Below are 13090 nucleotides of genomic sequence, written 5' to 3' on the forward strand. Positions count from 1 at the left end.
CTTGTGTTCTCCATGGTGGGTGTTGTGCAAACAGCACAGGCTACGACCTCCGGTGTGCGCCCTACTTCAGGCTTAGGGAAGGCTACGCCTCGCCCCCCTGCATCTTCTGCTGTGCCTGTGGCAACGCACAGTAAAAAACATGGCCCTGCCTATGGGCATCCCCAAACTGACCTTACAGGGATCTGCGTCTTATAAAGCAAAACTGGGGAAAGACTGGACGCTGACGCCGTATCTTGAATACAGCTATCGCGGCGCACAGCAGAATATTCCGGGGAATACGCTTTATAAAATGCCTGCCTATTTCCTGATGGATGTTGGCCTGACTTTTGCACCCAAAAGCAATAAATGGTCCATCACCGCCTATGCCAATAATATTATTGACCGGCGTTACGACATTACCCGTGAGACTGGCCTGAATGGTATTTTCGGTGTGCCGGGAACACCGCGTATGGTGGGGGGCCGTATGCGAATTGATCTCTAAAAGGATCTGGAATGGATTTCTGGCTTTGATTGTTCCTGAAATTGTCTGTTTAAAACTTAAAATAACTGAGTGGAAGGGGGAGAGGCAGCCCCGCCACTCAGTCTACAGGGTGTTATTCAGGCGTGGGCGTGCAGTTTGAAGGCACGGGCTGATCCGCCATCACAGCTTTTGTAAAAGCGGCTGAATCCGGCAGGGAAGCATTGACGGTCTGGTCGTGATTCAGGCCTTTATAGATATGAGCCTGCACAATTGTTCCTGCGGCGCAGGCGGCTTTAACAAGGCCAAGCTGGAGGGGGGGCGGCACATCCTGATCCACTTCCCCGGTGCCGACAAAAAGCGGCTGTTTCAGCTTCATGGTCGGATACAGCATGGCTTCCAGAGCCGGGGCCAGTGCTTTCTGGTATCCGGGTTTGACAGCGTTGCTGAAATTCAGGCCCTCAGCGCGGGCTTTATCTGTCAGCGGATGCACGCACAGATCCGCCGCAGCGCGATAAGCGGGGAGACCTTTGTCCGTAAAAACACTTTCCGGTTTAAAGGAGGGATCATATCCGCTTTGCCCCTGCGCCAGATACAGCGTGTACACAATAACCGGGTTAAAGCCCGTTTCATGCGCGCCCGATGTGGCCATATGCTGGAGCAGTTCCTGCGACACATAAGGCACACCTGTTGCCACAGTCCCCCGGATATTCAGGTCTGGCGCATAGTCCGGTGCGTAGGCTGCGGAAGCAAATGCCGCGCCACCTCCCTGAGACTGCCCGACAATCATGATCTTGTTTTGTAGCCCCTGTACAGAGGCCAGCGCCGCGCGCACGCCATCCAGCACACTGTAGGCTTCCACCCGTGTGTTCAGATACGCATGGGTGCCGGATGTACCCAGCCCCTGATAATCGGTGCCGACAACAGCAAAACCACGCTTCATCCACGCGGACAGATAGGTGCGGTTCCGCTCGGACCATGGGTTACAAGACGGAGCACAATGGTCAGCCACCCCGGTTGTGCCGTGCGCCCATGCCACAATAGGCCAGCCGCCTTCCGGGGGTTTGCCCGCAGGTAGAATGACTTCTTCTGTAACAGGCACCAGCCCTTTGCCAGTAACACCGTTGGTGGACAGGTAGGTAAGGCGGAGCGAACGCCCTGCCTCAGGCAGCGTAAGAGCGGCAGGCAGAGGGGCTGATGCCGTGAGGGTGCCGGGTTTCTTCGCGGCCTGTGTAGAGGCGGCCTGACTGGCGGGAGGAAGCAGGGCAAAGCCCAGACCGGCCAGCAGACTGGTACCAGCCAGAAAGGCGCGCTTAAAGGAATGTCTGAATTCTTTCACAACAAAAATCCTTACTTTTGTCTTTATGTATTCAAATTCACAGGTTTCAGAGGATCGTGCGGGGCTGGGTTTGTCAAGGAATGATCTCTATGCACAAAAATGTTTATTACAGGGGTGAAATCGTGATGAATTTTTCATGGGAAATGGATGGAACAGCCTGTGCTGACCGGCGTTGCACTGCAATTGGTCTGTTACGTCTGGCTGGTTTTTCTGGCTGAATGGCGTGTCGCGTTCAGGTTGCCTGTGGGGCGTGTTGTGCCGCGTGCTGAGAGGCCGGAGCAGGGTCCGGTTTGCCGTCGGTTTATGCTCATATTGGCAGGCGGCGGGAAATTCGTTAGCTCTTATCATCTGAGACTGTCATAGAGATGAGCCTGCCCGTGAAGACCCTGCCTGTTGCGCGTTTTGTTACCAGATCTGCTGTGCATCTTTCTGTTGGCTCTCTGCTGCTGGGTCTGGGGGGATGCGGCTATTACGCCTCCCGCACGGCGCATAAGGCGCAGGTGATCATGATTGGTATGACGGAAGAAGACGTGCAGGCGTGTGCGGGTGTTCCGGCTAAAACGCAGATCATCAACAGTCATGTAAAAATTTTTGAATATCAGCGGGGGCGTAATATTGGGGCGCCCACGTCTTCAACGCTTATTCCTGTGCAGTCTGTTGTCAATATTGTCAGAGATGTTGGCGGTGGGGACGGGAATAGCTGTATTGCTGACTTCCGCATTGTCGATGGGACGGTGCGTGACGTGTACTATAGTGGTGATGATGATATGCTGGTGGGCACAGACGGAGTGTGTTCAAGCATTGTGCGCGGATGTGTCCGCCGCAATGTGCCTAGTGGCTCACCGCCTGATTTCTGGAAAACCTCTGCGTTCATGCAGCCGCAACCCGAGAAATCGTCCGGGGCATCTGCTCCAATATCTCCTGCTACGGACGGTATTTCCGGTAACGCTGCGGCACCAGCCGCCACAACGCCGGGAGGACTCGCCTCTCGCCCCGCGCCCCTGGCTCCCCCGCTTGCAGAGCCGACACTGGCCGCCCCTGCGGCACTGCCCGGTGCGGAGACACCTGTCACATCTCCTGTGACAACGCCTGCGGAAACTGTCCCGGTGACGCCTACGCCTACGCCTACGCCTACAGCACCCCCAACCCCAACCTCAACTAGCCCGGCTACGTCTCCTGCCGTAATGCCCGCCGCGTCAGGGGCAGGTCCTGCGTCAGTCCCGACAAATGCCTCCGGCGCAACTCCGGCCAACCCGGCGTCCACTCCTGTTGCACCCCCTACCGTGACACACACCACGGCAACGCCTGCAGGAGAGTCTGCTCCGCAGGAGACAGGGGTACCGCAGAACTAATTTTCTCGCTGCGGCCAAGACAGGGGCTGGACTATAGGCGTCCCGGTTTTCAGGGTTTGGAGACAATGCCCAGTGGCAGCGCAATATGCGCACGCAGGCCATGCGGCTTGATGTTGCTGAGGGAAAGCTGCCCATTATGACGGGTGATAATGGCATCAGCAATTGAAAGTCCCAGACCCAGTCCTCCATCGGAGGCGCGGGCCGGGTCCAGCCTGTAAAACGGCAGGCGGGCTGAAGCCAGCAGGTTGTCAGGAATACCGGGGCCGTTATCGCGGATATCAATCAGGGCGCGGTGCCCCTCGCTTTTCAGGCTGACAGTCACGTCCGTTCCGTATTTCAGGCCATTTTCAATCAGATTACTAAAAGCGCGTTCCAGCGGGGTAGTCTGGCAGATGCAAATGAGCTGCGCCGGGCCTGAATAGTGGATACTATGGCCAACCACGCTGAATTCATGGCACAGGCTTTCCAGCAGGGAGGCAAGATCAATCGCTTCGGCTTTTTCTGCATGCGTCTGCTCACGCAGGAAATGCAGTGTCCCGTTCAGCATTTTTTTCATCAGCGTGAGGTCATGCTTCATGGCGGCGGGAGAGGCTTCCTCGCCTCCCAGTTCCAGCCGCATGAACAGGCGCGTCAGCGGCGTGCGCAGATCGTGCCCGATGGCAATCAGCATCCGGGTGCGTTCTTCCGCAGAGGCGGCAATCCGGGCCTGCATCCGGTTGAAGGCATGCGTCAGCCGCCGCACTTCCGTCGGGCCATGTTCCGGCAACGGGTCGGGCGTGCTGTCATACCCAAAAGCATCGGCCTGCGCGGCAATGTTCCGCAACGGGCGGCTGATATGCCAGATGCTCCAGAAGGTGAGCGACAAAGTGATGGTAACGAGAAAGACCAGAGAAACCGTGAGCGGCATGGTCCAGTGCATCATATGGCCAATATGATGATTGTGAGAGTTATAGACCAGAACACTGATATTTTCATGAGAGAGCGAAAGGTAAGACACCGGCATATGCTCATCATGTCCGGCGCAGCTTCTGGCGCGCAGGGCATGGTTCCCCAGATTGCCGCGGGAGACCAGCATATGCTGGATAAAGCCGGTCATGGGGTCTGTTGGCACGACGGCACAGGCTGGTGTGGGGCCAACACTAAAATTCAGCCCGTTGCCGGAAATCTTCTGGGCAATTGCCTCCCGGAACTGGGGCGGTGCGGCCTGAAGGGCTTCAATCCCGGTTTCAATGGCCAGAATATTGGTCCATGGGCCGCCCGGCAGGGGCGGGACCAGCGGGCGGAACGCATAGAGCAGAAAGGGTGTAATGCTCAGCGTCAGAAACATGCAGACGGACACGAGAGTGACCATCTGGCCATAAATGGTTCTGGGGTAGAGGCGAGGCAGTTTCCTCACGATTTACGGTCGTCCGGGTCAAAAATATACCCGCCGCCGCGAATGGTCCGGATCAGTTCCAGTTGTCGCCCTTCATGCGAGAGTTTGCGGCGCAGGCGGCTGATCAGCAGATCAATAGCGCGGGGGTCCACATTTTTCTCATCACCATGAATCCGGGCCAGAAGTTCCGCCCGATTAAAAACATGATGGGCGTTCTGGCAGAAGGTGAGCAGCAGATCAGTCTCCGAGCCTGTCAGAGCCACGCGGATTCCGGTTTTGCCGTATAAGGCGCGTTTGGCGGGCTCAAACAGCCAGTTATCAAACCGGTAGTGCAGAACACCCTGCGCCTCCGCAGGGGTGGTTTCTGGCTGTGCACGGCGTAACACGGCCCGGATACGGGCGGCCAGTTCTTCCAGATCAAACGGCTTGGAAACATAGTCATCCGCGCCCAGATCCAGCCCGGAAATCCGGTCATCAATATCACTCAGCGCGCTGACCATAATGATGCGTGAGGCAGATGTCTGGCGGATATGCTGACACAGACTGCGCCCGTCTTCCCCCGGCAGCATGATGTCAAGCAGAGTGAGATCAAGCGGTTGCTGCTTTTCGGCCGCATCAATGCCTGCGCGGTTGAGCGCGGTTGAAACTTTATAACCCAGCCGCTGAAGATAGCGTTGTAACAGCCCGCAAATTTCGGGGTCATCTTCCACAATCAGGACATGGATGGCCTGCGCGGCACTGGTCATGGCGGGATGTGCCTCGGTGGTTGCTGGTAAAGGGGAGGAAGTGTGTGAAGACAAATGCGTTCTTCTCGTGTCAGTCAGGCCTCGTGAATCGTACTCTTAAGATTGTGGTTTTGTAAAAGAAAGCAAGTAAAAACTGGAAGCATGAAGACAGGCGCACCACGGGATGCGCCTGTCTGTTCTATGGGCTGGAAACCCGATCAGTTCTGATTATCGTTACGGTCTGGCCCACCCTCACGGTCTTCGCCCCCGTGGTTGCCGCCGTGGCGATGTTCGCCCCCGTTCTGGGTATTGTCCTGATCATCAGAGCCGGAAGACTGGCCGCGTGAGCCGCGCTGACCCCCATGATGATGGCTGCCGTTGTTCTGGCTGTCATTATCGCTGTTCTGGCTGTGGTGGGATCTGTGTCCGTCTGCGTAAGACAGGGCAGGTGCCACAACACCCAGAGCAGCGACGAGGAGAAGAGCTTTTTTCATCATCTATAAAACCTTTTGTGCAGGACGGGAGGAAAAGACTTCCTCTCGCCTGTCAGGAAAACATAGGAGAAAAACTGGCGCTCGTAAGAGTAAAACTGGAAAAAAGAGGGAATATGTCAGTTATGAAAAATAATAAAAATAGAAAATAAGTATTATAGGGTGGCTGGCGATTTAAACGGGCGGATGGTGCTCGGAAACGCCGTGCAGATCTGTTAGGAACCGGCCAGGCATCATGCTTTACGGAACGCCGCTTAAAGGCTGACCTGCAGAGAAGGCTGGAAACGGCCCATGGTGCTCTTTTGTGTTCTGGTGGTGTGCTGCGCGTAGAAAGTCTCGGGCAGAGCATCACTCTGCGTCATGTGGCTCCGGAGTGTATAATCTTCCTTATAAATAGTGAGGATTTTCTGCCTCTGAGCTGCGCTGAGGTCTGTGGTGAAACGCCGGGTTGTGTTGACTTTCCGGATTTCTCCAGCGTGCAGGCCGGGGATAAAGGGGTAAATCCGGTCAATATCCTTAAGGTCAAACAGCATTTTAACAGCCATTTCCCCCTGCCGGTTTGTCAGATACCAGTGTTGCGGGCGCAGAACATGGTCCAACTGATAAATGGATGACGCACCGTCCACATACTCAATCATCCGGTCCAGAGTGGTCAGATCTGCGTAGCGTTCCACAAAACCGGGATGCAGCTCGACATGGCTGCCGCCTCCGTTGCGGATGAAGTCATAGGACGAGAGAAAGCGTTCAACAGGGTCACGCCACAGGGCAAAACTGGGCATGGAGCGCACAACATCCGGTGCGTGTTTCTGGTAATAGCGAATGCTTTCATGCCGCATGCTACACCCGTACAGCACCTCGGAGATGGCCGTTCCGGCGTTCTTGGGCACGTGGATAAACAGGACGCCTGCCTTGCGGATGGTGGCCAGACGCTCCTGCCGCTTTTTGCTTAAGGGGAGGGGGAGCCTCCAGTCCACATAGCGTTCCTGCAGATCCCCATGCAGGGTGACACCGCACAACTGCTCCATCGTTTTTTTTTCGCGTTTCATGAATCTGTTCTCGCAGAGTGTAAAAAGCAGAAGACATGCCGCGTATCCAGTAAAGAACAACAGGATTCAGAGTGTCATTTTATTTTTCTGGTAAAAGAGAAATTACCGGAAATAAAAGACTCCAGAGAGAAGCCTGTTGTAACGCACAGGACTCAGATTGGGGAATGATAAAAAATGAGAATCATCTTTTTATTTCAGTTTTGACAAAATAAGGTCAAAATAAGATCAGTATTTCTATATGCACACAAAGGACGGGAAAGGCGCCTCGCCATGAAGGAGGCGTCCCGTTCTCCCGTATCGTTGACGGGCGTGAGACTATGCTAAAAATAGCGCACTCGGAATAATCCGAAGAAAAAATGATGTGATCAGATTCAGCGATTTTTTAGGAGATTGAGGGATGCGTCGGCTTCTGGCTTTTACCACCCTGCTGGCAGGTTTGCCGCTGGCTGGCCCGGTGTGTGCGGAACAGGTCTTTTCTTTCCAGCGGGCTGCCGGGCAGTTACCCAAAACAGTGGTGCCGGTTGCCTACACCATCAGGCTTTCCACAGATATGCAGGCCCTGACGCTGGCCGGGCAGGAAAGCATCCGGGTTGATGTGCGCACCCCTACGGCGGATATGACGCTGAATCAGGCCGGTCTGCACCTGTCCGACGCTGTTCTGGATAACGGCGTGAAGGCGCAGATTACGCAAGATGACGCGGCCGAAACGGCAACCCTGCATTTTCCCGCTAAAGTGGGAAAAGGCGCGCATACGCTGGTTATTTCCTATTCTGGTCCCATTCTGAAAACGCCTAACGGCATCTATGTGGATGATTATACTGCGCCCTCTGGCGAGACAAAGCGGATGCTGGTCACGCAGTTTGAAGTGGCCGATGCCCGCCGGATGTTCCCCGGCTGGGATGAGCCCGCGTTTAAGGCCACGTTCCAGCTGAACGTCACACTTCCCAAAGAGGCCGTTGCTGTCAGCAATATGCCGGTTACCCAGACGGTGGCGGACGGTGCTGAGGCCAAGACAGTCTCTTTCGGCACAACGCCGCGCATGTCCACCTATCTGCTGGCGCTGGTGGCGGGCGATATGAAATCCGTACAGGGGCAGGCAGATGGCACGCCTCTGGCTGTGTATGCGCCGTCTGGTCTGGAAGAGCAGGGGCGTTACGCCCTGCAGGCATCAGAAAAGATTCTTCCCTATTACAACAACTATTTTGGCGTAAAATATCCTTTGCCCAAAATGGATATGGTCGCCATTCCCGGCAACTATCAGGCCGGTGCAATGGAGAACTGGGGCCTTCTGACCTATATTGATAACGTCCTGCTGTTTGACCCGAAAAACAGCACCCCCCGTACGCGCGAACTGATTTATGAAGTTGTGGCGCATGAAATGGCGCATCAATGGTCAGGTGACCTCGTGACAATGGGCTGGTGGGACAATATCTGGCTGAATGAGGGCTTTGCCTCATGGATGGAGATCAAGGCCACAGACAAGATGAACCCGGAATGGGACATCTGGCCCCGTCAGCATGAAACGCGCGAGGAAACCATGGCGACGGACGCTCTGCCGTCCACGCACCCCATCCAGCAGGTTATTCACAATGTGAGTGAAGCCAACTCTGCATTTGACAGTATCAGCTACGGCAAAGGCGAACTTGTGATCCGTATGCTGGAAGGCTGGCTGGGTGAAGACCATTTCCGCGATGGGATGCGCCTGTACATGAAGGCCCATGCCTATAGCAGCACAACCAGTCAGGATCTGTGGCAGGCGCTTTCCAAAACGTCCGGTCTGGATGTTGGTCCGGCGGCCCGGAGCTTTACAGAACAGCCGGGTATCCCGCTGGTGAATGTTGCCTCTGCCTGCAAAGCCGGAAAAACGGTTTACACTCTGACACAAAGCCGCTTTACCATTCATGACCCGCATCCGGCAGCCCAGATGTGGATGATCCCGGTTGTGGCGGGTGGCCCCGGTCTGACAACACAAAAACTGCTGCTGGGCAAAGCGCCGCAGACACTCAGCGTTGCAGGATGTGATGCTCCCCTCAAGCTCAATCTGGGAGAAAGCGGCTATTATCGTGTGCAGTACAGTGCGCCAGCCTTTGCATCTTTGCTGAAAAACGCACAGCATTTTGCTCCGGTGGACAGAGCCAACCTGCTGGGGGACCAGTTTGCCCTGTTCCGCTCCGGTCAGGCCCCGCTTTCTACCTATATGGATCTGGCGGATAGTCTGCTCTCGGCGCAGGAAAGCGATATTGCTGTTTTGCAGGAAATTATCGAACGGTTTGAAACACTGGACCAGTATCTGAAAGGGAGTGCGGACCGTGCCCCGTTCCGGGCTTATGCCCGCAAGCAACTGGCGCCTGTTCTTGCGCGTCTGGGCTGGGATCAGAAAGCGGATGAAAGCGTGCTGGACACCATGCTGCGCCCGTCTGTTATTGCGGCCCTCGGCACCTTTGAAGATCCGGGCGTGGTTGCAGAAGCCGGGAGGAGCTTTGCGCGCTGGCAGGCTGATCCGGCCTCTTTAAAGCCTGATCTGGTTGGTGTTGTCGCGCGGATTGCCATGACCCATGCAGACCAGAAAACTTACAATGCCATGGCAGAGAAAGTCCGCACAACGCAGGCCACTGAGGTCAAACTCCGTCTGTTTAACGCACTCGCTGGTGCAACAGACCCGGGCTTGGTTGAGAAAAACGTCGCGCTGACCTACAGCGGGGCCATTCCCAACGGGCGTATTGCCATGGCGCTGGGCCGTGTGGCGGAGGAGAGTGAAAACCCGGATCTGGTGTGGAAACTCGTCAAACAGCACGAGGCTGAAATCCGCACGCATCTCGCCCCCTGGTCTCAGGATGGCTTTCTGGCGGCTATTGCAGCCTATTCTGATAATCCGGCCATTGCGCAGGCGCTTGAAGCTGATCCGTTCTCTGGCAAAACAACCGGCTCTAAGATCGCAACGGCAAAAGCGTTAAGTGAAATCGGTGCGCGTAAAGAGGCTATGCAGGCGGCACAGACGCAGTTGCATGACTGGCTGGCCACCCGGCACTAAAAGGCCGGGTCTCAACGCCGGGGAGGGGGCCAAGAAAAGACTAAGTGTATTAAAGGTCTGCTCCTGCTCCTGCTCCTGCTCCTGCCCATACGTGAATGATCCGTATGGGCAGAGGGACCTGCAAACCTGCTTTGGTCTGCGCAGAGTTACAGGGCAGACAGGCGCTCGATAACCAGATCGTAAACGCCTTCCACATCGACTTCGCGCATGAACAGGGCATTTTTCTTTTTTCCGGTAATGCCCCACCAGTCCACCACGCTCATACCCATTGTCAGCGCGCTTTCAGTCTCAATTTCAACATTTACCTCCCGCCCACGGTAGAGGTCGGGTCTGAGCAGCCACAGGACAGTATTGGGGTCATGCAGGGGGCCGCCGTCTGTCCCGTATTTTGTGGCTTCAAACCGTTTTTCAAACCGTAGCCATGCCGCCACAACCGGGCCGACCCGGTTGGGAATGGCATCAAGGCGCTCAAGGCGCGCTTTGCTGGTATGGAGCTGATGCGTGACATCCAACGGGAACACAACAAGCGGAATGCCGGATTCAAACACCATCCGCGCAGCATGTGGGTCTACATAGATATTGAATTCCGCCGTGGGGGTAATATTCCCCACTTCGGAAAATGCACAGCTCATTGTGACAATTTGGCCAATACGCTCCCGCAGGGCAGGCTCTTTGGCCAAAGCGAGGGCAATGTTGGTCAGAGGGCCGATTGTGCAGAGCGTGATTGTGCCCGGCGGGTTTTCCATGACCGTGCGGATGATAAAATCAACCGCGTGGCCGGGTGTGGCTTCCCGGCTTGGGGGAGGCAGGTCAACACCTTCAAAACCCGTTTTGCCATGCACATGCGTTGCCGTTACGCCGGGGCGTAATAACGGGCGGTCTGCTCCGGCATGAACGGGAATATCCGTGCGTCCGACAAGATCAAGAGTTTTCAGGGCGTTTTCTGTCGTCTGCGCAACCGGCACATTCCCGGCAACCGTTGTGACCCCCAGAAGCTCTATTTCCGGGCTGGCGAGGGCCAGCAGGATGGTCAGCGCATCATCCTGACCGGGGTCGGTATCAATAATAATCTTCATGCGTGCTCCGTCGTGAAATTATCGAGACTTTCAGGAAGTTTTAAGAAGAGGTTTTGTCTGCGCCGGTTTCCAGATTTTCCGGGCCGAAGGATGCGGGCAGGAGCGCATGAAGATCATCTTTAAAAAGCTGTTTGCCGTCTTCATCTACCACCAGAACGCAGGTGCGCTGTGTTGCAAATTCCCGGATTTTCTGGCGGCAGCCACCACAGGGCAGGCAGGGGGCAGGCCCTTTGCCTGCGACCAGAATTGTTGCAATTTTGCGGGAACCGCCTGCCGCGATCATGGCGGAAATGGCTCCGGCCTCAGCACACACGCCTTCCGGGTAGGCTGCGTTTTCCACGTTGCATCCGGCAAAGACCTGACCCTCTTCCGTGATCAGCGCAGCACCAACGTGAAAGCGGGAGTACGGGGCGTAGGCATTACTGCGGGCCGCTAAAGCTTTTTGCGTGAGGTCTGAAAGGGTTTTATTATCCATGAGAGGCTGCTTCCTGCTGCGTTGCGCCATAAATCAGATCAGCCAGAGTAACGGCGGCAGCGCGGAAAGCGTCCAGAATGTCTTCAGCGATGGCAATGTCTCCTCCCGCCTGCCTGATGAACCCTTCCACCATGGCATTCTGTAACAGACCTTCTGAATGTACGATCATGCTATCGGCATCCAGCCAGCGCACTCTGGCGGCCGTGTGCGGGCGCTCCTGTGTGAGCGGTGTGTGCCAGGCCTGCTCAAAATAGGTCTGTACTTTGGCATGGTAGGAACGGCCATCGGTTGTGTAGCCCGCCATAGGCTTGTTCTGGGCTGCCATATAGCCAATTTCAACCGCTGTGCCGGGGTCCATATCCGCAGCGCGGCGGAAGGGGTCAATGCAGAACAGGGCGGCGTCACACTTGTCCATCAGGCCCCGATCCAGCCGTGCAATCAGCAGACTGGTCTCCTTGCCGGGTGGCAGGGCGTCTATTTCCTCCTGCCCGTCAAACGGGGAGACACCGTGCAGACGCACCTCCAGACAGATCTCTTTAAACGCTTTGAAAAGTTGCTGAGCGTTGTTCCTGAAAACAAGGTCTCCACCAAGGTAAACCTTGGGGTAGTTCAGAGGATCGGCCATGAAGTCTTCCCTGTTCAGAGGCTCACGCTGCTGTTCCGGCGCGTGCAGAATGTGATGAAAGTTATGAGAAACGGTGCATTTCCATTATAAAAATCATAGACACAGCACAAGATGTAAGCAACAGTAATACCTTTGCATATCAGCAGGATAGAGCCTGTTCTCTTAACCTTTCTGCGCAGGGGGCAGACAGACTATGCGGGCAGTACAGTATGTTTTTACGGGAATGATGGCTGCCTGCTTTCTGCTGTCCGGATGTGCGCATCAGCCGTCTGTCCCATCGTCCTCTTCGCCTTCCACCTCCTCTGCCGGAGCCACGGAGGCGCTTGCGCTTGCCGCCCCCCGGCACGGGGATTTTGGGCATTATACCCTCGCGCTGACATGGCAGCCGGGGTTCTGCACCGGCCCGGAGGGCAATAGCTGTCAGGCGGATCAGCCGCACATGCCTCTTATCGGGCTGCACGGGCTCTGGGCGTCCCGCCCGTCTGATCTGATACAGGCGCAGGTACCGGTGACGACATGGTGGCGTAAAGGGTGCAGCCTGTATGATGGAGAAGCCCCTTCCGCAGCGCCCGCATTGTCGGATGCACTGACGCACCGCTTGTCAGAGGTTGTGGCCCATACCCATTCCAGCCTTGTCGCGCATGAATACACAAAACATGTGCAGTGTTTTGGCATGGACGGAGAGCAGTTCTTCTCCGTTGCCACGCATCTGCGGGACCGTTTTGCGGCACTTCCCGCAGCCGCCCATCTGCTGACGGAGGCCGGAACCCGGATTGCAAAAGCCGACCTGACCCGTCAGATCGAAGCCGATACCGGCCCCCTGCCAAACCGGGGCGTGCAGTTCCAGTGTAACAAGACCCCGACAGGGGAGGCCGTTCTCTCGCAGATCTGGTTTACGCTTAAACCTGCGTCTTTAGACAAATTTCCCAAAACAGATGCATTCCTGAGCAGCCCGCAGCTTCAGGATAACTGCCCCGCACAGTTTCTGGTGCCACAATGGACAACAGCCGGAGTTGTGGGCGGCGCTGCGCGGTAAGCCCGGCTTTGTCCGCTGTAAAGCAGGGGCGTTTTATGTGGTGATAACATCAGGGCAGGCGG

At 56.0% G+C, this 13090-nt stretch carries 12 protein-coding genes; 4 read left to right on the forward strand and 8 right to left on the reverse strand.

Annotated features, from left to right (window positions below; translation table 11 throughout):
* The first annotated feature begins 139 nt into the window (after positions 1-139).
* Positions 140-481, forward strand: coding sequence for a TonB-dependent receptor (locus JK199_RS12610; RefSeq protein ID WP_212376538.1), 342 nt, complete (start codon positions 140-142; stop codon positions 479-481).
* A 112-nt stretch (positions 482-593) separates the two neighbouring features.
* Here the strand turns inward: JK199_RS12610 and JK199_RS12615 are convergent, their stop codons facing one another.
* The gene (locus JK199_RS12615; RefSeq protein WP_408742384.1) at positions 594-1733 is read right to left on the reverse strand and encodes a lipase family protein; all 1140 of its coding nucleotides are present in this window, start codon (positions 1731-1733) and stop codon (positions 594-596) included.
* Positions 1734-2173: 440 nt separating this feature from the next.
* On the opposite strand from JK199_RS12615, the gene JK199_RS12620 reads away from it, so the two are divergent.
* Complete coding sequence (locus JK199_RS12620) at positions 2174-3148, forward strand: hypothetical protein (protein WP_212376541.1); 975 nt, start codon at positions 2174-2176, stop codon at positions 3146-3148.
* Between the two features lie 49 nt (positions 3149-3197).
* Here JK199_RS12620 and JK199_RS12625 read toward each other — a convergent pair whose 3' ends face one another.
* The 4 genes from JK199_RS12625 to JK199_RS12640 form a co-directional block, all read right to left on the reverse strand.
* A complete protein-coding gene (locus tag JK199_RS12625; protein WP_342356330.1) occupies positions 3198-4544 on the reverse strand; it encodes an ATP-binding protein in 1347 nt (448 codons plus the stop codon).
* The gene (locus JK199_RS12630; protein ID WP_244985137.1) at positions 4541-5323 is read right to left on the reverse strand and encodes a response regulator transcription factor; all 783 of its coding nucleotides are present in this window, start codon (positions 5321-5323) and stop codon (positions 4541-4543) included. Before JK199_RS12630 ends, JK199_RS12625 begins: the two co-directional genes overlap by 4 nt.
* Positions 5324-5466: 143 nt before the next feature.
* Positions 5467-5745, reverse strand: coding sequence for a hypothetical protein (locus JK199_RS12635; RefSeq protein ID WP_212376544.1), 279 nt, complete (start codon positions 5743-5745; stop codon positions 5467-5469).
* A gap of 248 nt (positions 5746-5993) precedes the next feature.
* On the reverse strand, positions 5994-6785 hold the full coding sequence (locus JK199_RS12640; protein ID WP_212376547.1) for a sulfotransferase family 2 domain-containing protein: 792 nt from the start codon (positions 6783-6785) through the stop codon (positions 5994-5996).
* Between the two features lie 397 nt (positions 6786-7182).
* Between JK199_RS12640 and JK199_RS12645 the strand changes: the two genes are divergently transcribed.
* Positions 7183-9816, forward strand: a complete 2634-nt coding sequence (locus JK199_RS12645) for a M1 family metallopeptidase (RefSeq protein WP_212376550.1) — start codon at positions 7183-7185, stop codon at positions 9814-9816.
* A gap of 146 nt (positions 9817-9962) precedes the next feature.
* Here the strand turns inward: JK199_RS12645 and JK199_RS12650 are convergent, their stop codons facing one another.
* Genes JK199_RS12650 through JK199_RS12660 form a run of 3 tightly spaced genes read right to left on the reverse strand, consistent with a single transcriptional unit; the run spans position 9963 to position 11992 of the window.
* On the reverse strand, positions 9963-10892 hold the full coding sequence (locus JK199_RS12650; protein WP_212376553.1) for a nucleoside hydrolase: 930 nt from the start codon (positions 10890-10892) through the stop codon (positions 9963-9965).
* A 40-nt stretch (positions 10893-10932) separates the two neighbouring features.
* On the reverse strand, positions 10933-11367 hold the full coding sequence (cdd, locus tag JK199_RS12655; protein WP_212376556.1) for a cytidine deaminase: 435 nt from the start codon (positions 11365-11367) through the stop codon (positions 10933-10935).
* Complete coding sequence (locus JK199_RS12660; protein WP_212376559.1) at positions 11360-11992, reverse strand: nucleoside 2-deoxyribosyltransferase; 633 nt, start codon at positions 11990-11992, stop codon at positions 11360-11362. The genes cdd and JK199_RS12660 overlap by 8 nt, the downstream gene beginning before the upstream one ends.
* Before the next feature lie 193 nt (positions 11993-12185).
* Here JK199_RS12660 and JK199_RS12665 point away from each other — a divergent pair, with 193 nt between their 5' ends.
* Complete coding sequence (locus JK199_RS12665) at positions 12186-13028, forward strand: ribonuclease T2 family protein (protein ID WP_212376563.1); 843 nt, start codon at positions 12186-12188, stop codon at positions 13026-13028.
* The last annotated feature ends 62 nt before the right edge of the window (positions 13029-13090 follow it).

This window comes from Acetobacter persici, assembly GCF_018256955.1.
Taxonomy (GTDB): Bacteria; Pseudomonadota; Alphaproteobacteria; order Acetobacterales; family Acetobacteraceae; genus Acetobacter; species Acetobacter persici.